Origin of the sequence: Nocardiopsis endophytica (assembly GCF_027706725.1) — a bacterium.
Taxonomy (GTDB): Bacteria; Actinomycetota; Actinomycetes; order Streptosporangiales; family Streptosporangiaceae; genus Nocardiopsis_A; species Nocardiopsis_A endophytica.
In genome coordinates this window covers 56509-77781 of record NZ_JAQFWQ010000017.1, presented here as the reverse complement: position 1 = coordinate 77781, position 21273 = coordinate 56509, and the positions used below count along the sequence as shown (strand labels likewise).

Genomic DNA, 21273 nt, shown 5'->3' with positions numbered 1-21273 from the left:
ACGGGAGCGCGCGCCGCCCCTCCGCACCCGGCGGCATCCCCCGTCCCCTCCACTCCGCCTCCAGGAGATGAGCCATGACCGACCAGCGAACCGAGGCGCCTCGGCGGCGCCAGCGCGCCACCGAGGTGGAGGCCTACGGGGTGGCGCCGCTGCCGCCCGCCGCGCAGACCTCCGGCCCGTTCGACCTGTTCCGCCTCGCCTTCGGCGGCGCCAACACCTTCGCCACGATCATCCTGGGCACCCTGCCCATCGCCTACGGCCTGGGCTTCTGGGCGGCCGCCGCGGCCACGGCGGCCGGGGTGGTGCTCGGCGCGCTCATCCTGGCGCCCATGGCGCTGTTCGCCCCGCGCACGCGCACCAACAACGCGGTCTCCTCCGGCGCCCACTTCGGAGTCGTGGGACGCGGCCTGGGCTCGCTGCTGTCGCTGCTGACCGCCGTGGCCTTCTTCTCCATCTCGGTGTGGGTGAGCGGCGACGCGATCGCCGGGGCCACCGCCCGCCTGGGCCTGGGCGGCGGCGACGCCGTCCGGGCCGCCGCCTACGGCGCCATCGCGCTGGCGGTGTTCGCGGTGTGCGTGTACGGCTACCAGTTCATGCTGCTGGTCAACAAGGTGGCGGTGGTCGCCGGGAGCGCACTGATGCTGCTCGGCGCGGTCGCCTACGGCGGCGCGTTCGACCCCTCCTACTCCGGCACGGGGGAGTACCTGCTCGGCGGCTTCTGGCCGACGTGGGTGCTGGCGGTGCTGACGATCATGGCCAACCCGGTCTCCTTCGGCGGGTTCCTCGGCGACTGGGCCCGCTACATCCCCGCCACCACCTCCGTCCCGCGCCTGCTGGCGGCCCCCTTCCTGGCGCAGCTGGCCACGCTGCTGCCGTTCGGGTTCGGCGTGGCCACCGCCACCCTGGTGGCCGACCCGGGCGACTACGTCGCCGGCCTGGTGGCCGCCTCGCCGGGGTGGTACGCGGTGCCGCTGCTGCTGGTCGCCGTCATCGGCGGGCTGTCCACCGGCACCACCGCCCTGTACGGCACGGGCCTGGACTTCTCCTCGCTGGTGCCGCGCCTGAACCGGGTCCAGGGCACGGTCGTGGTGGGGGCGCTCGCGCTGGTGCTGGTGTTCACCGGGGCGTTCGTGTTCGAGGCGGTCGACACCATCAACGCGCTGGCGATCCTCATCGTGCTGCTGACCTCGCCGTGGATGGTGGTGCTGATGCTCGGCTACCTGTTCCGCCGGGGCCACTACCTGGTCGAGGACCTGCAGGTCTTCAACGAGGGGCGGCGCGGCGGCGCCTACTGGTTCACGCGCGGCATCAACTGGCGGGCGGGCACCGCCTGGGGCCTCGCCGCCGTGATGGGGCTGCTGTTCGCCAACACACCGCTGCTGGTCGGGCCGCTCGGCGACCTCGCCGGCGGCGTCGACCTCAGCCTGCCCGTCGCCCTGGTGACGGCGGCGCTCGCCTACCCCGTCGCCCTGGTGGCGGCGCCCGAGCCGCGCGGGGTGTTCGGTCCGCTGGGCCCGCGCTGGGTGCCTTGCACCCCGGCCCCCGAAGGCGAGCAGAGCCCCGAGCCGGAGCCTGCGGTCCCCTGACCGACCAGGACCGCCGCTGGCCCGCGCCCCGACGCGGCACGGGCCGGTCCCCGACCACACAAGGAGAGCGCCATGCGCACCCGCGACTTCGACACCCTTCCGGCCTTCATCGACGGGGACTTCGTTCCGCCCGCGGACGGCCGCGCCATGGACCTGACCGACCCGGTGACCGAAGCGCGCGCGGGCGCCGCGGCCGTCTGCGGTCCCGCCGAGGTGGAGGCGGCCATGCAGGCCGCGCAGCGCGCGTTCCGTGCCTGGCGCAAGGCGTCTCCGGCGCGGCGCCAGGACGCCCTGCTGGCCATCGCCGACGCCCTGCGGGAGCGCGCCGGGGAGTTCGCCGACGCCGAGTGCCGCGAGACCGGCAAGCCCCGCTCCTCCGTGCTGGAGGAGGAGATCCCGATGTGCGTGGACAACCTGCGCTTCTTCGCGGGAGCCGCCCGCCATCTGGAGGGCCGTTCGGCCGCCGAGTACGAGACGGGGTTCACCTCCTGGGTGCGCAGGGAGCCCGTGGGGGTCTGCGCCCAGATCACGCCGTGGAACTACCCGCTGATGATGGCGGTGTGGAAGATCGCCCCCGCCCTGGCGGCGGGCAACACCGTCGTCCTCAAGCCCGCCGAGAGCACCCCCACCACCACGGTGATGCTCGCCGAGATCGCCGCGCCGCACCTGCCCGAGGGGGCGTTGAACGTCCTGCCGGGGGACCGCGACACCGGGCGCCTGGTGGTCGAGCACCGCGTCCCGCAGCTGGTGTCGCTCACCGGGTCCACGCGTGCGGGCATCCAGGTCGCCAAGTCCGCCTCCGAGGACCTGAAGCGCCCGCACCTGGAGCTGGGAGGCAACGCCCCGGCCGTCGTGTTCGAGGACGCCGACATCGTCGGGGCCGTGGAGGGCATCCTCGCGGGCGGATTCCTCAACGCGGGGCAGGACTGCACCGCCGCCAGCCGGGTCATCGTGCACGAGTCGATCCGCGAGGAGTTCACCGCCGAACTCGCCGCGCGCGCCGCCGAGCAGCGCACCGGACGCCCCGTGGACGAGGAGTCCGACTTCGGGCCGCTGAACAACGCCGACCAGTTCGGCCGTGTGCTCGGGCTCCTGGAGCGCCTGCCCGCCCACGCCAAGGTGGAGACCGGCGGGGAGCGCGTCGGCGACCGCGGCTACTTCATCGCCCCCACCGTCGTCTCCGGGCTCCGGCAGGACGACGAGATCGTGCGCGGGGAGGTGTTCGGCCCGGTCCTCACGGTCCAGGCCTTCTCCACCGAGGGCGAGGCGGTCGAGCTGGCCAACGGGGTCGAGCAGGGCCTGGCGTCGTCGGTGTGGACCCGCGACCACGGGCGCGCGCTGCGCGTGAGCGCCGAACTCGACTTCGGCGCGGTGTGGGTCAACACCCACGGCGGCCTCACCTCGGAGATGCCGCACGGCGGGTTCAAGGGCTCGGGCTACGGCAAGGACCTGTCGGCCTACAGCCTGGAGGACTACACCCGTGTCAAGCACGTGATGAGCGCCCTGTCCTGACGGAGGCGGACGCGCCCGGCCCCGGGGAACAGGGGCCGGGCGCATCCGGTCCCGGGGCAGGGCCCTCAGCCCTGGCCCGGGTCCTGCTCCCGGGGCTCGATCCTGCCGACCACGCGCCAGCGCAGCACGACCTCGTCCGGCCCGTCCTCGGGCTCCTCGACCGGCTGGCGCTCCGGCGGCGCCTCGTCGAGCGGACGCTCCAGCCGGACCTCCACCGCGAAGCCGGCCTCGGAGTCGGCGCTGATGCCCACCCCCTGCACCCGCGGGTCGGCGCCCAGCCACCGGCGCACCAGGTCCTTGGCCAGCCGCGCCTGGCGCAGGGTCGTCACGGCGCCACCAGCCGGGCGCCGAACGTCTCCAGCACCAGGCCGATCGGGTTGGCGTAGGTCAGCCCGGTGCCGTCGGGGCCGCCGAAGGCGCTCCCGGCGAACAGCAGGCCGACGGCCTCGCGCCGCCCCTCGTCGGTCCAGATCAGCGACCCGGAGTCGCCCCCGGCGCTGAACGCGCCGCCGGTGCCGGAGACCTCCAGCTGGTCGTCGAAGACCAGCTCGCCGCCGGGGAAGGAGATGCGCAGCCCGTCCACCTCGAAGGCGGTGATCCGGCCGCGGGTGTGCCCGGTCGTGCGCCCGACCTTCTCCACCGCGGTCGCGCCGCCGGGTTCGGGGTCGGCCTCGGTGACCGGCCCACCCGGATAGCGCGCGGCGTCGTGCCCGACCCCGTCGTCGATCCGCGCGACCGCGGCGTCGACCAGGTTGGGCCGGTCCCGTTTCAGCTCGCTCATCGCGACGAGCTCGCCGAAGCGGTCGGCGGGGTCGCGGCCGCGGTCGGCCTTGCCGGGCTGGAGCGCCATGTCGCCGATGGCCGCCTCGCCGGTGTTGCCGAGGACGTGGTTGTTGGACAGCACGTGCACGGCGCCGTCGACCTCGACGAAGGCGCCGAGCGTTCCGGCGGTGACGTCGGGGTGCCCCACGGAGCAGCCGGGGACCAGCGGCCGGTGCGGCTTCTGCATCTCCTCGGGGGAGAAGGGGGACAGGGCCCGGATCTCCCCGACCTCCACGACGTCGACCTCGCCGCGGGCGTCGCCGGAGATGCGCGCGAGAAGGTCGCTGACGGGCGCCGCCTCCCGCACCCGCACCGCGAGCCGGAACCGGTCCTCGGAGTCGGCCTTGATCCCCAGGGCCAGGTAGGGGGCGGAGACGTCGGCGGCGGTGATGATCCGCCCGCGCAGGTCGTTCTTGAGCTCTCGGCAGGAATCCAGGTGCATGGCGTCTCCTGGGGGTGGGAGGGACCGCTGGGACAGAAGTTACCCGAGTCTCACGACCGGATACGGACCGTAGTGCCCCGAGGTGCGGTGCGCGCCCTCAGGTGTGCCCCGCGTTCTCGGTAACTGCCTTCGTACCCCCGGTGAGGCCTGATCTCCCGTGCCGGTTCCCCTAATGTGCGGGCGGGGCGGCCCCCGCCCCCTCGGCGGCGTCCTCCCCGGTGGGCCGGCGCGCCCACAGGGTGGCCGCCAGGGCGCCCGACATGTTGTGCCAGACGGAGAACAGGGCGCCCGGCAGCGCGGCCAGCGGAGCGAAGTGCGCGGTCGCCAGCGCCGAGGCCAGCCCCGAGTTCTGCATGCCGACCTCGATGGCCACCGCCCGGCGCGCGGACTCGGGGAGCCCGGTCACCCGGCCGACCCCGTAGCCCAGCGCCAGGCCGCACACGTTGTGCAGCACGACGGCGGCGCCGAGCAGCAGGCCGGTCGAGGCGACGGCCCCGGCGTTGGCGCCCACCACCGCGGCGACCACGACGACGATGCCGCCCACCGACACCAGTGGCAGCACCGGCAGCACCTTGAGCACCAGGCGGCGCGCCAGGGCCCGGACCACCAGGCCCAGCAGCACGGGGACGAGCACGACCTCCAGGATCGAGACGAACAGGTCGCCCGCCGAGACCGGGAGCGTCGACCCGGCCAGCCCCAGCACCAGCAGCGGCGTGAGGACGGGTGCCAGGAGCGTCGACAGCGAGGTCATGGCCACCGACAGGGCCACGTCGCCGCGGGCGAGGTAGACGATGACGTTCGACGCGGTGCCCCCGGGGGAGGCGCCGACCAGGACCATCCCCACCACCAGCAGGGGCTCGAAGCCGAACAGCTGCGCGATCCCGAAGCCCAGCAGCGGCATCACCACGTACTGGGCGGCCACCCCCAGCAGCACCGCCTTGGGGTGTTTGGCCACGATGGCGAAGTCGACGGGCTGCATGGTCAGCCCCATCCCGAACATGATCACGCCCAGCAGCAGCGCGATGTGCGGGGCGAGTGCGGCGGACTGCTCCGGTACGAGCATGCCGACCACCGCTCCGGCCAGCACCAGCAGGGCGAACCAGCGCCCCACGAACGAGGCGACGCGTTCCAGGAGCGCCATGGCCGATCCACATCCTTACCCGAAACGAGGCATCCGCGCCGCTGAACGGCGCCTCCGACCCGCGGCAGTCTACGGCGGCGCAGATCCGCCGGTTCCGCCGGGGCTGTCGCTTCCGGGGGCGTGACCAGGCCCTCCTCTGAGGGCGCGCCTGGATCTCCGCTCGCATGGGGGGACACCGCCGGAAGGCGGGTAAGGAGCGGGGACAGGCCCAGCGGTTTTCGGGATCTGAGGCACGTTCGGGAAGGTGGTGCGGCGGTGCGCGCGGTCATCGTCGGTGGAGGCATAGCCGGGCTGGCGGCGGCGCTGGCGCTGGACCGGATCGGTGCCCAGAGCTCCGTCCACGAGGCGCACCCGCGCAGCGGCGAGGACATCGGCGCCTTCCTCACCATCGCGGGCAACGGCATACGCGCCCTCGACCGGCTGGGCGCCGCCGAGCGGGTGGCCGAGGCCGGATTCGAGCTCACCGACCTGCGCCTGTCGGGGCCGGGCGGGGAGGTGCTCGCCGATCGGCGGCTGGACACGGACGGCGACCCGCTCAGCCGGTTCCGCTGCCTGCGCCGGGCCGACCTGCGGCGGGCCCTGCACGACGAGGCGCTGAGCCGCGGCGTGCGCGTGCGCCAGAGGGAGCGGTTCACGTCCGCGCGGAGCGACGGGCACGGGGGCGTGGCCGCCGTGTTCTCCGGCGGCGGCGAGGCGACCGGCGATGTGCTGCTCGGCGCCGACGGCCTCGGCTCCTCGGTGCGGGGGCACGTCGCACCGGGACACGGAGGTGCGGCGGGCTGCCGCTACGCGGGCCAGAACGTCTACTACGGCTATACGCGCGAGCACGAGCCCCCGCACGCGCGCGGGCGGATCGACATGATCCGCGGCACGGGATGGTCCTTCGGGTACACCGTCTCCCCTGAGGGGGAGGTGTTCTGGTTCGCCAGGCTGAGCGCGCGGGAGCTGGCCCGCGGGGAGCTGTCGGCTCCGGAGCCCGGGGCGTGGGCGCGCCGACTGGTGCCCGCCCTGGGGGACGCCCCCGTGCCGGTGCGCATCGTGGAGGCGACGGGGGACCGCGTCATGGCGACCAACGCGCACGACGTCCCGCCCGGCGGCCCCTGGCGGAGGGGCAGGGCGCTCCTCATCGGGGACGCCGCGCACGCCGCCTCCCCGGCCACGGGGCAGGGCGCTTCCATGGCGGCCGAGGACGCCGTGGTTCTGGCCAAGGCGCTGCGCGACAACCCTGGAGCGGACGCGGCACTCGCCGCCTATGAGCGGGCACGCAGGCACCGCGTCGAAGAGAACGTACGGCGCAGCCACGCCATGAGCCGGGAACGGCCGGTGGCCCCGGCGGACCCGGAGACCGCCCGCCGGGAGGAGGAGGCCCTGGCGCGCGCGCTGGACTGGGACACCCCGCTCGCCGAAGCGCACACCGACCCGGCCTGACCCCGCCGCACCCGGCCTTGGGCGTGTCACCCCGGGCGGCCTGACCTGCGCGCATAGGGTTCCTCTGCGTTCGGCGGAGGGGGGACAGGTGGAAGAGGCGGGCGCGGAGGCGCTGGGCATGCTGCTCGTGATCCTGGTGGCGGCCTTCCTGGCGCCCATGGTGAGCGACCATCTCGCGCGCTGGGTGCTGATACCGGCGACCGTCCTGGAGATCGTCTTCGGGATCGTCCTCGGGCCGGCGGGGTTCGGGGTCGTCCACGAGGACGCGGCGATCGCGATGCTCGCCGACCTCGGCCTGGCGCTGCTGATGTTCATGGCGGGGTACGAGATCGACTTCGCCCGGATCGCGGGGCGGCCGCTGAGGCGCGCGCTGGTGGCCTGGCTCGTGTCGGTCGGCGCAGGGCTGGCACTGGCCGCCGCCGCGTTCGGGGGGACGCAGACCGCTCTGATCGTCGGTCTGGCGCTGACCACGACGGCGCTGGGGACCGTACTGCCGATCCTGCGCGACGCGGGCGCTCTCCAGGGGGCGTTCGGGACGCGGTTCCTGGCCTCGGGGACCGTGGGCGAGTTCGGTCCCATCGTGCTCATCGCCGTGCTGCTCAGCGGCTACCGCCCACTGGAGGGGACGCTGCTGCTGGCCGGGTTCTTCCTGCTGGCGGGGGTGGCGGCGTGGCGCGCCACGCGCCCGCCGTCGGAGCGCCTGGGCAGGCTGATCCGGGCGACCCTGGGCTCCAGCGCGCAGCTGGCGGTGCGGCTGTGCATGCTGCTCACCGTCCTCCTGGTGTGGGTGGCCGCGACGATGCGGCTGGACGCGCTGCTGGGGGCGTTCGCCGCCGGGGTGATCGTCCGGCTGATGCTGGCGGCCAACCACCCCGACGAGGCCGAGGAGGTCGAGTCCAAGATGGACGCGGTCGGCTTCGGGTTCCTGATCCCGCTGTTCTTCGTGGTGACCGGGGTGCGGTTCGACCTGCGGGCCCTGCTGGCCGACCCGGTCTCCCTGCTGCTCGTCCCGGTCTTCCTGGCCGCCTTCCTGGTGGTGCGGGGCGGCCCCGACTACCTGCTCTCGAAGGGCGACGTCGCACAGCGGCAGCGGGCCCCGCTGGCCCTGATGTCGGCGACCGCGCTGCCGCTGGTCGTGGTACTGACCGCCATCGGCCAGGAGACCGGGGCCTTGGACGGGGCACTTGCCGCGTCCCTGGTCGGCGCGGCGATGCTGAGCGTCCTGGTGCTGCCGCAGGTAGGGGGAGCCCTCCTGCGGCGCGCGGCAGGCGCAGACCAGTGAGCCCAAAAAGCGGCGCCGCCCGTTCCACTGTGCTCCCCCCCCGGATTTCGGAGAACGGTGCGGAGGGGCGCTCCTCCGCAGGGAATGAGATTCGGATCAGGAAAACGGACAGGAATGACGGTCCCGCGTCAGGGGGTGAGCACGAGCGTGTTCTCGGCGGCCTTTTCGACCGCCTCTCGGGTGAAGGGCATCGGGACGGTCTCGCCGGCGGCCCAGGCGTCGGTCTGGGAGCCGCGGTCCGGGTGGAAGGCGTGGCCGGAGGGGCCGGTCAGGTCGATCCAGCGCGCGGTGTCCGGGTCGGCCATGTCGACGGCCATGCGCATGGACGGCACCCACGTCACCGCATAGCCCTCCGTGTGGTCCCAGCCGGTGGCGTTCACCGTGCTGGAGCCGCCCGACGTCTCGACGGGGGAGCCGTTGAAGACCCACTCGACCGGGCCGATGCCCGACGTGCCCAGTGACGGGTGGGTGGGGGTGAGGGTGTGCATCGCACCCCAGCGCCACTCCGACGGGTCGTCGCCGAAGCGCTCGGACAGCTCGGCCGCGGCCCGCCTCATGGCCTCGGCGAGCACGGCGTCGCGGCCGTCGGCCTCCTCGCCTTCCCACCAGGGCGAGTCCGGGTCCTCGAGCAGCCGGGACATCACCAGCCAGCCGCGCGAGGAGCCGTCCATCGGGTACTCCTCGGGGAGCTCGTCGAAGGTCAGGTCGAGCATGCGGCTCCACACGGCGTTGTAGAAGGCGGCCGCGGCCGAGTCGGCGTCCTGGTCCATGTCCCAGTCGGCCAGCAGCGCCTGGGCGGCCGCCGGGTCCGCGCCCTCCTCGGGAGGGCTGCCCAGGTGCAAGTCCACCAGATACGGCACCACCTCGCGCGCGCCGAGGTTCGCGTTGTCCATCTGGAGGCGCACCATGTCCTCGGGGGTCAGCTGGGTCCCGGCGTCGATCTCCTCCTGCAGGAGTTCGTGGATGCGGGCCGCCCTGTAGCCGTAGTCCCAGTCCTCGGTGAGGAAGTGCGGGTAGTCCGACCCGGCGGCCGCCTGGTTGGCGGTGACGATGACGCCCGACTCGGGGTCGCGCACCGACGGCAGGTCGTCGAAGTCGATGAAGCCCTCCCAGTCGTAGGAGGAGTCCCAGCCGGGTGCGGGCCAGCGGCCGTCGCCCTTGCCGCGCACCGGGATGGTCCCGGGGGCCTGGTAGCCGATGGTGCCGGAGGTGTCGGCGTAGATGAGGTTCTGCGCCGGGACCTCGAAGGAGCGCGCGGCGTCGCGGAACTCCTCGAAGTCCGACGCGGAGGACATGGAGAAGATGGCGTCGGCCGTGGTGCCGGGCGTCAGGGCGGTCCAGGACAGCGAGACCGCGTAGCCGCCGTCCTCAGGCTTGGCGCCCGCCCGCTCGACCTGCTCCCCGTCGGCGTCGACCGGCGGGGCCTCCCCGAACCCGCGCAGGTCGAGGGCGGCCTCGGCGTCGGAGAGCACGGGGCCGTGCCGGGTGGAGCGGACGGTGACGTCGACCGGTTCGCCCCCGGCCACCTGCACGGTCTCCTCGCGCGTCTCCAACGGCTCGAGCCCACCGTCGACGATGGCGGCGCCGTCCTCGATCCGCTCCAGGTACAGGTCGGCGACGTCGGGGCCGAGGTTGGTGAAGCCCCAGGCTATGTCGGCGTTGTGGCCGATGACGATGCCGGGCAGCCCGGCGAAGGAGAAGCCGGTGACGTCGAAGGGGCACGCCTCGCCGGGGTCGGTGCAGTGCAGCCCGGTCTGGTACCAGACCGAGGGCATCTGCGGGCCCAGATGCGGGTCGTTGGCCAGCACGGGCAGACCCGAGGCGGTGTGGTCGCCGGAGACCACCCAGGAGTTGGAGCCCAGGCCGGGTCCGGCGGGGCCGAGCAGGGACGGGACCGACTCCAGGCCCGCGCCGACGTCCTGGAGCAGGGGAGCGGCGGGCGCCAGGGACTCGTCGGCCCCGTCCTCCTCCCGGCCTTCCCCGTCCCCTCCGCCGTCGCCGTCCTCTCCGTCCCCGTCCACGATCGGCGGGTGTTCGTCCTCGGGGTAGTCCGGGTACAGCTCCTCGACCTGCCCCCGGTCGAGTCCGGACGCCAGCAGGGAGGCGCGTTCGATCTCGTCCTCCATGTTGCCGCGCAGGTCCCATGCCATGGCCTTGAGCCAGGCGAGGCTGTCGGTGGGCGTCCACTCCTCGACCCCGTGGTCGGGGGCCAGCGCGGCGAGTACGGAGAACTCCAGCCCCAGCTCCCCGCCGTCGCGCCCGGCGAGGTAGGCGTTGACGCCGTCGGCGTAGGCGTCCAGGTAGGCACGCGTCTCGGGCTCGAGCAGGTCGTACTCCTGCTCGGCGACGCGGCGCCAGCCCATGGTGCGCAGGTAGACGTCGGTCTCCACCTGCTCCTCGCCGAACATCTCGGCCAGGCGGCCCGACGTCGTCATCCGGTTGAAGTGCATCTGCCAGAACCGGTCCTGGGCGTGCACGTAGCCCTGGGCCTTGAACAGGTCCTCGGCGGTGTCGGCGTAGATCTGGGGGATGCCGTTCCCGTCCCGGTACACGGTGACCTCGTTCTCCAGCCCCGGGACCGCGAGCTCCCCGTCCACCTGGGGAAAGGCGCGCTGGACGGCCCAGAACCCGATTCCGCCCGCCACGAGGGCGAGCGCGAGGAGCACGGACAGGGGGATGAGGACCCATCGTCGGATGGGCCGTGTGATGCGCACCATATGCGCAATATAGACCGACTGGTCGGGAGGGCGAAGGTCGGGGTGGCGGGCGCGGGCCGCCGTCCGCGGTGCCGCGCAGGCCGGATCACGCGTCGGCCCGGACCTCCATGGCGATGGGGAAGTGGTCCGCGTAGCCGTTCGGGTCGATGGGCTTTCCCGCTCCGCCGAAGCGGACGGGGGAGGGGTAGACGCCCGTCGAGACCATGTCCTCGGGCTCATGGACGATCCGGACCGACTCGGGGACCGCCCTCAGCGCCGATCCCCGGGTCACCATGTTCCGGTTCACCATGAACTGGTCGAGCATGTTGGCGAAGTTGTTGAAGTAGAACGTCCCCGTGGGCGCGCCGGCGGATCCGTCGGGTGCCTCACCGCCCAGAGGCGGCCACATCAGGTTCCACAGGCGCGGGGTCGACGTCGCGTTGAGCACCTTCGCGCGCTGGCGGGTGCTGAGGGCGTGCTGGACCAGGGACGCGTCGAAGGGCTCGTCGTTGAAGTCCCCCATCGCCAGCACCGGGGTCCGGGGACCGTGCACCTCCAGCGCGCGCTGGTGGAAGTAGGCCAGGGTCTCCCCGGCGACGGCGCGGTAGGGGGCCGACTCCCACCGTCCTCCGCTCCGGGAGGGCCAGTGGTTGCCGAAGACGGTCCAGGTCGTCCCCGCACGGGTGCGGAAGTTGACCTGGAGGATCTCCCGGGTGCCGGTGCGGCGCATGACGACGTGCTGGAAGACGGCGTCGGGCGGCACCTCCAGGAGGTCCGGGTCGTAGAGGAGGGCGATGTCGATGCCCCGCCGGTCGGTGGTGTCGGCGTGCACCACCCGGTAGGGGCGGCCGGAACGGGAGCGGACGGCCTCGGCGAGCAGGCGCAGAACGTGCTCGTTCTCCACTTCGCAGACCCCGAGCAGGTCGGGGCCGCGCCCGCCGTTCATGCCCGCGACGACCGATGCCAGCCGGTCGACCTTCCGGTCGAGGACCGATGCGGTCCACCCCTCCAGCGACGCCCCGAGGACCCGCTCCAGCTTCTCGGTCCGCCGCGGGGACCCCTCGACATCGAACAGGTTCTCGACGTTCCACCAGGCGACATGGATCGCGGCCATGTGAGGCCTCGCTTCCTCCCCCCGGTGTGACTCCTCCTGCCCGTACCCCCGGCCACCCCAGCATGCGCGCCCGGGCGTGCCGTGTAAACACGGGGGCATCCCCGGCCGCTCGATCCACCTGTACCGTGGTGTGGAGGAGGCGCTTGGGGAGGTCCGCCGCCGCGGTGTTCCGGTCGTTGCCTACACCGAATCCATCGCCTATTGGACGGAATGGCGAATGCGGGAGACCGGGCTCGACGGCATGGTCGACATCCTGTACTCCTCACCCGACACGACTTCCCGGACGACGTGATGCCGGAGGACTTGAGGCGCTACCCGGAAGAGGAGTACGGATTGACGGCGACCGACCACCTCCATGTGCCGTCCGGTCTCCTCAAGCCGGACATCGCCATTCTCGAGGAGATCATCGATCGCTTTTCCCTGGAACCGGAGAAGGTGGTCTACATCGGGGCACCGCCCGCACCGACCGGGACGGCCGCCCTCAGACGCGGTAGCCGAACTGCTCCAGCCGGGTCCGTGCGCGGGAAAGTTCGGGCTCGCTGAACAGGGGGGCGTACTCGGGGCGGCAGACGAGCGCCTCCACCGTCAGGTCGAGGCGGCCCCGCTCCCACAGGGAGGCGAAGCCGTCGGACACGGCCGGGGAGGCGAGCAGCCTGCGCGCCGTCTCCAAGGGGCCGCGGTCGGCGAGCATGCCGAGGAAGTAGGTCGCGGTGTAACCCGCCTCCTTCCTCGCACGGTCGTAGATGTCCCGCATCGCCCGGTCGAACCGCTTCAGCAGTTCCGGTCCGCCCCCGTCGGGCTCCGCCGGCCCATCGGCGGCCGACGACGCCCCGGTCCCGTCGGAGCCTTCGCCCTCCTCTCCCGCCGCCTCGGCGTTGCGGCGGTTGACGAAGCCCAGCAGGGCGTCGGGGGAGGTGAACACCTCATGGCCCAGCTCCCGCAGGCGCTGCAGGTCGGCCTGCTCAGGGTCGAGCTCCAGCACGACCGGGCCGCCCTGGCCGGGCTGGAGGCCGTCGGGCCAGTAGGCCTCGGCGACGGCGAGCTCCCGTCCGGTGACCGGGTCGGCGATCCCGGCGTCGAGCCGCGGCTCGGCACACCCCAGGCGCAGCAGCTCGTCGACCAGCTCGCGCACCTGCACCGCTCGGGGGTCGTCCTCGGCCTGGTCCGCGACCAGGGTCACGGGGCCCAGCTCCGCGCCGCCGTCCCGCCCGCCGGAGCGCAGCTCGGCCAGGAAGGAGCGCGCGGCCCCGGCCAGCAGTTCCCGGCGGGCCTCCAGGAAGTCCAGGTAGCGGTCGACCTTCCACAGGTCGGGATCGGTGGGGATCCACTGCGAGGCCAGGGTGCCGGGGAACCGCTCCTCCGCCTCGGCCAGGTACTCCTCGGGCGCCCGGTCGGCGATCTCCAGGTTGGTGTTCTGCGTCAGGAAGCAGAAGTTGGCAATCGCGTTGACCTGCCCCCGCTCATAGCCTCCGCGCAGCAGCGCCTTGGGGAAGATGTGGTGCAGCTGGAGCGAGGAGTGCTTGCCGAGCATCTCGGCCTTCAGCTCCAGCCCGCTGCCGAAGTCGCGTGCGCCGGTCGCCCGGGTCAGCATGTACAGCAGAGGGTAGAAGCGCGACCCGCGCGTCGACCCCTCGAAGTCGTAGGCGTTGATGTCCAGGCTGCCGCCGCGCCAGCGCTCCAGGTTGGCGATGAGCCCGTCGACCCCGTCACGGGCGAGCGCGTCGTAGTCCTGCTGGAGGTGCGTCTCCGTCGACCCGCTGAACCGGCCCCACAGCGCGGAGTGGACGTACCAGTACAGCACCTTGTCCCGGTGGCGTGCGTCCTGGAAGGCCCCGCCTTCCAGGGACAGCAGCCGGGACACCGCAGGCACCGCGTAGCGCCCCATCAGGACCCGGTCGTGGTCCAGGCCGAGGCGCCCGGAGGCCGCGTCGAGGAAGGCGCCGATGTACTCGACCGACTGGGCCAGCGCGCGCTGGAACGGCTCGGCCTCCACGTTCTCCAAGGAGCTGAACATGGCCCGGCCCGTGACGACCGCCGTGGCGTTGCGCAGCAGCCAGTCCAAGGAGAAGTCGAACCCGGCCGTGTTCCAGTCGTCCAGGTGCGCCCGCATCTTCTCGCGGGCCTCGGGCCACAGGGCACAGATCCGCGCCAGCGCCAGATCCCCCTTGGAGAGCTTCGTCCCGCCGGAGTTGACCCGGTTGAAGATCTCGACGACCTCGTCGACCGTGCGGTCCGCGCCGGTGATCTTCTCCTGGGGGAACTCCTTCTCAGTGATCTGGTGGAGCCGGTTGAGGCGCTCGACGTAGACGTTGAACCTCTCCGGGTATGCGGCGAACGTCTGCACGAAGGGCGCCAGCCCGGTATTGAACAGCTCGGTGACGTTCACCCACAGGTCGTCCCCGGCCATCCGCATGGGCGCGTAGAACTCGAAGGTCTCGGAGTCCACGTTGAAGTACAGGTCGGTGAAGGAGCGCTGGTCGCCGTCGAAGAACGCCGGCGGCTTCCCCCGCACCACCCCGTAAAGGGAGGTGACGCGCTGCTGGCCGTCCAGCAGCATCAGGTGCGTGCCCGTACCGGCGACGCCGCCCCGGACGGACACGTCCGAGGCGCTGGTCTCCCACAGGAGGAGACCGCCGACCGGGTGGTCCCGGTACACCGACCGCATGAGCCCGCGAACCTGGTCGCGGTTCCACACGTAGCCGCGCTGGAACTCCGGGAGCAGCACCGTCCCGGCGTCGATCTGATCGAGGAGGGTGGAGAGTTTGGCCATGGCCGACCTTTCGGCGGATCGTCCGTCTGTTGTTCGTGCGTCGTGCTCGGATCACCGCGCCGCGGGCAGGAAGGGGCTGGGCTCGCCCTGCCAGGACACGCTGAGGAGTTCGCGCGCGCGGGTGCAGGCCACGAAGAGCAGGCAGCGCTCGCGCAGGAGGTCGGCGGCGTGCGCCCCCGGGTCCTCGTCCTCGGAGGTGACGGCGGCGGCCGCGGGGACCTGGCCGGCGTCCGCGCCCGCGACCGCCAGGCACCGGAACTCCAGCCCCTTCATCCGGTGCATCGTCCCCACCGAGACGCGCTCGGCGTCGGAGTGGCCGCCGGCGAGCGCCGTGGCCGGGATCCCCGCCCCCTGGAGGGCGTCGGAGACCTCCTTGACCAGGCGGTTCGAGCGGACCGCGATGCCGATCTCACCGGGGAGGATGTCGGAGTCCAGCCATTCGCGGACGGTCGCCGCCACTCCGCGCAGCTCAGCCGCCCGGTCGGGGTAGCCCGTGGTCCGGGGCGCGAGGCCGCGGACCTCCGAGCGGCACCCGGCGATCGTCTCCAAGCCGCCGTCCATGTCGTCGATCGCCTCGCCGTGCAGCAGCTCCAGGCTCCAGGCGAGGATGTCGGCGGTGGTGCGGTAATTGATCCGCAGCCGGGCCGAGCGCCCGGCCACGGCGATGCCCATGTCGCGCAGGCTGATCCGGTGCTGGTAGATGCGCTGGTGGGTGTCTCCGGCGATGAACAGGTCGTCATGGTCCTCGGGGGCCGCCGCCCTCAGCAGGCGCCACTTCTCGGCGCTGAGGTCCTGGGCCTCGTCGACCACGATGTGCCGGAACGGCTTGTCGTCCCTCTCGGCGAGGATGCGCGCGGCCTCGGCGCACACCGTCTCGTGCGTCCACAGCCCGTCCTTCTCCAGCGCGCGCTCGAACTCGAACACCGCCTGCCAGACCCGGGCCTTCTGGGTGGCGCCGAGACGCCTGCCCCGGCCGGTGCGCTTGGCCCCCAGGTACCCCTCCGCATCGGAGATGTCCTGGGCGATGACGACCTGCCGCCATTCCTCGCCTAGGAAACCGGGGCCGAACGGCACCCCGAGGCGCTCGGCGATCTCGCTCCACATCTTCCTCTCGCGCTCGGGCCGCAGGAGCGCGGGCTGTCCGTGAACCTCGCGGAAGACCCGGTGCGCAAGACGGTCCACGTGCTCGACCGTGACGTTCTCCAGGGCCTCGGCGGTCCGGGCGTCGTCGGCGAGCAGTTTCAGCCCCGCCGACAAGGAGTCGGCCAGCGTGGAGGTGAAGGTGGTGACGAGCGCCGGCCCCTCCCCGCGCTCGGCCAGGGTGCGGGCGCGGTGCAGGGCCACGACGGTCTTGCCCGTCCCCGGGCCGCCGGTGACGCGCGCGGGGCCGCTGTACCGGGCCTGCGCCACCTGCTGCTGCATCGGGTGCAGGTAGACGCGCCACAGGTCGAACGGGCGGGCGAACACCGCCATCAGCTCGTCGGGACCGTCGACCAGGACGACGCGGTCGGGGCTGCGGCGCACGGCGGCGTCCAGGTCGTCGGGGTCGATCCGCTCGGCGGTGATGGACGCGCTCATCTCCTCCCAGACCTCGTCGGCGGTCATGCCGCTGGCCAGGCCGTAGAGCACCTCCCACTGCACCGGGGGCAGGAAGCCCTTCGCCGCCTCCAACTGGACGGGGTCGGTCAGCGCGCGGGCGAAGCGCAGCGTCTCCTCGTCCACGCCCAGCCGCTGCATGTCGGCGTCGCCCACCCCGTCGAACAGGCGCTCGGGGGCACTCTCGGCCATCCGGGCGAGCTGGGGCAGTGAACTGTCGATCGCCTCGGCGTCGCGGATCTCGATGCGGCCGGTGGCGGTGTTGACCGACGCCCTCCTGCGCTCCGCCCACGTGTAGGCCTCATCGTGGCCGAGGACCTTGAGCAGTGTGTAGGTGTCGCCGGACTCGGGGGCGAGCACGACGCCGCGCCAGTACCTGTCGATGCGGATGGTGCGGATGCGGTCGTCCCGCGCGCCGTTGACCTTCTCCAGGTGCAGTCCTGCGTGGGTCGCGTTCTCGAACTTGGAGAACACCTCGCTCACCCGCTCCTGTACGGGCTTCTCCAGGGACCCGAATTCGCGGAGCAGGGTGCGGTGGATGGCGAGGTTCGCCATGGGGGGTCTCACTTTCTGAACCGGGGCCGGGGGGGGGAGAAGAGCGGCGCGGCGGCGCGGCGGTACGGCTATGGGGCGGTCGTGTCGCCGCCGTAGAGCGGGGGGTCGAGGAGATCGGAGATCTGCTCGAGGCCCGGATGGTCCGGTCCGTGGATGCGCAGCAGGTCCTTCGCGAGAGCGCGCAGCGTGGCATCGGCCGCGGCGTGCTCGCCGACGCCCCGCTGGAGGAGGCCGATCTGCCGCCGCAGCTCCAAGGGGCGGGGGTCGTCCGGGCCGTAGGTGCGCTCCTCGTCCACGAGCAGAGCCTTGAGGCCGGTGAGGGCCGGGCCCGTCTCCCCGGCCAGCGCGCGGCAGGTGGCGGCCTGGAGGCGGCAGCGGAACACCAGGGACACGTCGGAGGGGTCCTGCGAACGGGCGAGGTCGGCCGCCAGCGCCGAGAAGACCGGTTCGGCGGCCCGGAAGTCGCCGCCTTCGAACAGGACGTTGGCCAGGTCCGTGCGCAGTGCGATGACGTCGGTGTCGTCGGAGGCGAAGACCGCCCGAGCCGTGGCCGCGGCGGCTTCGAGCACGTCGGCGGCCTGCCGGTACCGGGAGGACCCGGCCAGCGCCGCCGCCTCGGACCGCGCGCGGGCGATGTCCGGGCGCGTCATCGACACGCTCACGGTCTCGGGTGCGGTCTCAGGGCGGCCTCCGGGAGCCTGCGCACCGCCCACGCCCCCGTCCGCGCCGGTCGCCCCCTCTGTGCGCGCCGGATCCCCTTCGCCGCTCCCCGCGCCGCCGTCCGGAAGCGTCTCGGAGAAGACCCTCTCCAGGACGGAGGCCTGCATGCGCGTCGGGCTGGGCACCGCCGGCGGGTCGAGCACGCCGGGGATCGGGCCCAGGCCCGCAGCGAAGTCGAGCATGCGCCGGTACACCTCGCCGGCGTCGGCGGGGCGGTCCTCCGGCCGCTTCTCGAGCAGCAGGTCGATCACCGCGTCCAGGTCGGCGGGCACGTCCGGGCGCAGCTCCCGTACCGGCCGCGGGCGCTCGTGGACCTGCTTGTGCATGACGGCGAACGGGGTGGACCCGGTGAACACGCGGCGGCCGGTCAGCATCTCGTGCAGCGTGCAGCCCAGCGAGTACAGGTCGGTCTGGGGCGTGCTCATGCCGCTCATGACCTGCTCGGGCGCCATGTAGGCGGGCGTGCCGGGCGAGTCGCCCGTCCGGGTGATCCGCGAGCCGTCCGACCGGTCCAGAGCCACGGCCAGTCCGAAGTCGAGCACCTTGACGGTGCCGTCCGGCTCCAGCATCAGGTTGGCGGGCTTGAGGTCGCGGTGCACCAGCGACCGGCGGTGCGCGGCGGTGAGCACCGCGCACACCTGGGCGGCGATCGCCGCCGCCCAGCCCACCGGCAGCCGCTCCTGCTCGGCGACCAGGTCGGCGACGCTGATCCCGTGGATGCGCTGCATCACCAGGTAGGGGCGCCCGTCCTCGGTCCCCGCGTCGTAGACGGCGGGAACGCCGGGGTGGCACAGCCGCGCGGTGATGCGGGACTCCCGGACGAACCTGCGCACCAGGTCGTCGTTGCGCTCCCCATCGGGGAAGCGGATGAACTTGACGGCGACCTCGCGGTCGAGGCGGGTGTCGTGGCCCTCCCAGACCTCGCCCATCCCGCCCCGCGCCATCGGGACCGGGTTCAGCTCATAGCGCTCGGCGAGCAGGGGACTGGGGCCGTGGGCGTCGCCGCTCATGGGGGTGTCTCCTCGGGGGCACGGGGGATCGCGGGGGCAAGGGCACGGTCGGACAGGCCGCACCGTCCGGCGTCGACGACGCGGGCGCCGAGTTCGGCCACACGCGCCAGGCGCCGCTCGGTGTCGGCGAGTCTTCGCAGCGCCCGGACGTGGGCGCGCTGCCTGTCCAACGGAAGCACGGCGATGCGGGCCTTGAGGGGGTCGCCGCGGAACCTGTGGACGGGGCCGGAGGAGAGGGCCGCCGCCAGGTAGTGCGGGTCCACCCGCTCGGGGTCGGTGCGCAGTATGACCAGCCTGGCGCCGATCGCGGCCCCCGATTCCGCCTCCCCGGCGACCCGGGGCGGAGCGTCCCCCGAGGCGGATGCGACCACATCGCCCGGCCGCAGGACGACCCGTCCGGGCTCTTCGGTGGTCCGGCCGGTGGGCTCCCGCCCCTCCCGCAGGTCCTTGTGGGTGAGCAGGGGGACGGTGCCCCGGTCGGCCGGGGCCGCCAAGGGGGCGGCCTGCACCTCCACCACCCCATCGCCGACCAGTTCCGCGATGCTCGCGGCGGCGGAGGGGACATCGTTCGGGGCGAGTTCCGGAGGGGCCTTCGCCAGGTCGTGGAGGGCCGCCAGCAGCGCCGCGCGCCCCTTCGCGTAGGAGGATTCCGGGGTGCCCGGCGTGACGTGGCTGGAGGGCCGCAGGTCGGCCGCGCCCAGCAGCTCCGCGCGGTCCAGGAAGGACGACCAGGCCCCCTCGGCGGTGAGCAGGCCGCGGACGAACTCCACATCCGCGGACGGCCGTCCCGCCTGTTCATCGGGGTGGTCGAGCACCCACACCAGGGACTGGGCGCCGGGGAGCTCGGCGACGGTGCGCAGCGCCCCCGACGACGCCAGGGCCTCGCGCACCCGGCGTCCGGAGGGGCGGTGGGCCGCCGAGGCCGGGACCCGCACCACGGCGACACCGCCCGGCCGGACGCGGGCCAGGCAGTGCTGGACCCACGCCAGCTCGCTCTCGCCGCGCGCCGGGGTCCCATAGGCCCAGCGGTCGTCGTCGGCGAGCTCCTCCCAGCCCCAGTGGCGGTCGCGGAAGGGAGGGTCGCACAGCGCCGCGTCGGCCCGCCGGTCACTGAAGGCGTCGTCCCTCAGCGAGTCGGCGGCGGCCACCTCCACCTCGCCGCCCATGAGGACCAGGCGTGCGCGTGTGATCTCGGCGTGCGCGGGCTCACGGTCCTGGCCCCAGAGCACCGAGGCCCCGCGGGCGGCGGCGGCCCGCAGGAGCACGCCCGTCCCGCACGCCGGGTCGAACACCGAGGAGCCGCGCTCGATGCCCGCGAGTTCGGCCATGGCCTCGGCCACTTCCGGGTCCACCTCCGAGGCCCGCTCGCGGGCGGCCCGGAAGCGTTCGCACAGGCGGGAGAAGACGCCGCTCGCACCGCCGGCGCCGTCCTCCGCGGCGCGCTCGGCCGCCCTGGCGAGCTCGTCGAAGAGCGGGCTCCACTCCTGCGGCGGCTCGGGCAGGGCGGTGCCGCGCGGACTGATGAGGGACGCACCCGCGTGCGCGATGAACTCGGCGAGCCGGACCCCTTCCACCTCCGCCTGGACCCGCTGCCAGAGGCGGTCCACGTCGTCGGCCTCGAACGGCTTGCCTCGTTCCAGGCACCACCGCTCGACCTGGTCCATGGCGAACAGCGGGTTGGTCGGCGCCCCGGCGACGGGCCGGGGGAAGTCGGCGAAACGGCGGCGCCAGTTGCTGACCGCCGACCGCCCGACGCCCGTGAGCCGGGCGATGTCGGCGGCACTGACGACCGCGGGCCCGCTCACGCCGCACCGCCCGTCGCCAGCGGCGCGAGCACCTTGCGCGCCCGCAGCTCGGCGATGTGCTCGGCCACCCGCCGAGGGGCATCGCCCCCGCGCACGAGCAGGCCGGCCTCGATGTTCCGGGCCACGCCCGACTGGGTCAGGTTGGCGCTCGAGACCAGCAGGACCCGCCGGTCGGCCACCGCCAGCTTGGCGTGCGACTTGGCGCCCTTCTCCTCGCGCAGCGCGGTCGGCCAGTGCCACAGGTCGACCCCGTCCAGCCCGGCGAAGGCGGCCCCGGGCTCGTCGCCGCCCAAGGCGCTGCCGGCCCCTTCGAGCGTCTCCACCACCACGTCGATGCGCACGCCCCGCCCCGCCGCGGAGGCGAGGGCGCCGCGGATGGCGTCGTTGCGCCGGGCCGAGTAGGTCATCAGCACCAGTTCGGAGTGGGCCTCCTCGACGACCTCCAACAAGGCCTGCGCGGTCGCCCGGATGGGAACGGCGTGGCTGGCCGGTCCGCTCCACACCGTCTCCACGGAGACCGCGCCGCTGCCCCGGACGTACCCGGCGGCCAGGCCCCGCAGGTAGGCCGCGGCCTCCGCCTGGGGCACGGCGCCGGACCTGCGGGCCTCCAGCAGCGGCGCGACGGCGCCGGCGTCCCGTGAGGAGCCCAGGATCGCTTGGTCGGGCCAGCCGCCCGCGATGCGGTCGGCCACCTCGCGCAGCAGCGCGCCGCCGAGGCGGGGGGCGGCCTGGGCCGCCGCCGCCTCGAACGCGGGTGGGCCCGGTCTGTCCAGCGGATCGCTCATCCCCGCCCC

General features: G+C 73.6%; 14 protein-coding genes. 4 read left to right on the top strand and 10 right to left on the bottom strand.

Features of this window, described 5'->3' with window-relative positions:
• Window positions 1-74 precede the first annotated feature (74 nt).
• On the top strand, window positions 75-1586 hold the full coding sequence (locus tag O4J56_RS08505; RefSeq protein WP_270684930.1) for a purine-cytosine permease family protein: 1512 nt from the start codon (window positions 75-77) through the stop codon (window positions 1584-1586).
• A gap of 72 nt (window positions 1587-1658) precedes the next feature.
• Window positions 1659-3098: a gamma-aminobutyraldehyde dehydrogenase gene (locus tag O4J56_RS08500; RefSeq protein WP_270684928.1), complete on the top strand. Its 1440-nt coding sequence runs from the start codon at window positions 1659-1661 to the stop codon at window positions 3096-3098.
• A gap of 65 nt (window positions 3099-3163) precedes the next feature.
• On the opposite strand, the gene O4J56_RS08495 is transcribed toward O4J56_RS08500, so the two are convergent.
• From O4J56_RS08495 to O4J56_RS08485, 3 genes are all read right to left on the bottom strand, one after another.
• A complete protein-coding gene (locus O4J56_RS08495) occupies window positions 3164-3427 on the bottom strand; it encodes a hypothetical protein (RefSeq protein ID WP_270684926.1) in 264 nt (87 codons plus the stop codon).
• Window positions 3424-4362: a chymotrypsin family serine protease gene (locus O4J56_RS08490; protein WP_270684925.1), complete on the bottom strand. Its 939-nt coding sequence runs from the start codon at window positions 4360-4362 to the stop codon at window positions 3424-3426. Before O4J56_RS08490 ends, O4J56_RS08495 begins: the two co-directional genes overlap by 4 nt.
• A gap of 169 nt (window positions 4363-4531) precedes the next feature.
• Window positions 4532-5503: a bile acid:sodium symporter family protein gene (locus O4J56_RS08485; protein ID WP_270684923.1), complete on the bottom strand. Its 972-nt coding sequence runs from the start codon at window positions 5501-5503 to the stop codon at window positions 4532-4534.
• A 255-nt stretch (window positions 5504-5758) separates the two neighbouring features.
• On the opposite strand from O4J56_RS08485, the gene O4J56_RS08480 reads away from it, so the two are divergent.
• Together O4J56_RS08480 and O4J56_RS08475 are read left to right on the top strand one after the other, a co-directional pair.
• Window positions 5759-6931: an FAD-dependent monooxygenase gene (locus O4J56_RS08480; protein WP_270684922.1), complete on the top strand. Its 1173-nt coding sequence runs from the start codon at window positions 5759-5761 to the stop codon at window positions 6929-6931.
• 88 nt (window positions 6932-7019) lie between these two features.
• The gene (locus O4J56_RS08475; RefSeq protein WP_270684921.1) at window positions 7020-8213 is read left to right on the top strand and encodes a cation:proton antiporter; all 1194 of its coding nucleotides are present in this window, start codon (window positions 7020-7022) and stop codon (window positions 8211-8213) included.
• Between the two features lie 128 nt (window positions 8214-8341).
• Here O4J56_RS08475 and O4J56_RS08470 read toward each other — a convergent pair whose 3' ends face one another.
• The 7 genes from O4J56_RS08470 to drmC form a co-directional block, all read right to left on the bottom strand.
• A complete protein-coding gene (locus tag O4J56_RS08470) occupies window positions 8342-10930 on the bottom strand; it encodes a penicillin acylase family protein (protein ID WP_270684919.1) in 2589 nt (862 codons plus the stop codon).
• Window positions 10931-11015: 85 nt separating this feature from the next.
• Window positions 11016-12023 carry an endonuclease/exonuclease/phosphatase family protein gene (locus tag O4J56_RS08465; protein ID WP_270684918.1) on the bottom strand — a complete coding sequence of 336 codons (1008 nt, stop codon included), beginning with the start codon at window positions 12021-12023 and terminating at the stop codon, window positions 11016-11018.
• Window positions 12024-12504: 481 nt separating this feature from the next.
• On the bottom strand, window positions 12505-14793 hold the full coding sequence (locus O4J56_RS08460; protein WP_270684916.1) for a GmrSD restriction endonuclease domain-containing protein: 2289 nt from the start codon (window positions 14791-14793) through the stop codon (window positions 12505-12507).
• A gap of 51 nt (window positions 14794-14844) precedes the next feature.
• Window positions 14845-16944, bottom strand: a complete 2100-nt coding sequence (locus tag O4J56_RS08455; RefSeq protein ID WP_270684915.1) for a UvrD-helicase domain-containing protein — start codon at window positions 16942-16944, stop codon at window positions 14845-14847.
• A 68-nt stretch (window positions 16945-17012) separates the two neighbouring features.
• Window positions 17013-18674, bottom strand: a complete 1662-nt coding sequence (locus O4J56_RS08450) for a serine/threonine-protein kinase (protein WP_270684914.1) — start codon at window positions 18672-18674, stop codon at window positions 17013-17015.
• Window positions 18671-20479 (bottom strand): N-6 DNA methylase, encoded by a 1809-nt coding sequence (locus O4J56_RS08445; RefSeq protein WP_270684913.1) that lies wholly within the window; start codon window positions 20477-20479, stop codon window positions 18671-18673. Before O4J56_RS08445 ends, O4J56_RS08450 begins: the two co-directional genes overlap by 4 nt.
• On the bottom strand, window positions 20476-21264 hold the full coding sequence (drmC, locus tag O4J56_RS08440; RefSeq protein WP_270684912.1) for a DISARM system phospholipase D-like protein DrmC: 789 nt from the start codon (window positions 21262-21264) through the stop codon (window positions 20476-20478). The genes O4J56_RS08445 and drmC overlap by 4 nt, the downstream gene beginning before the upstream one ends.
• Between the last annotated feature and the right edge of the window lie 9 nt (window positions 21265-21273).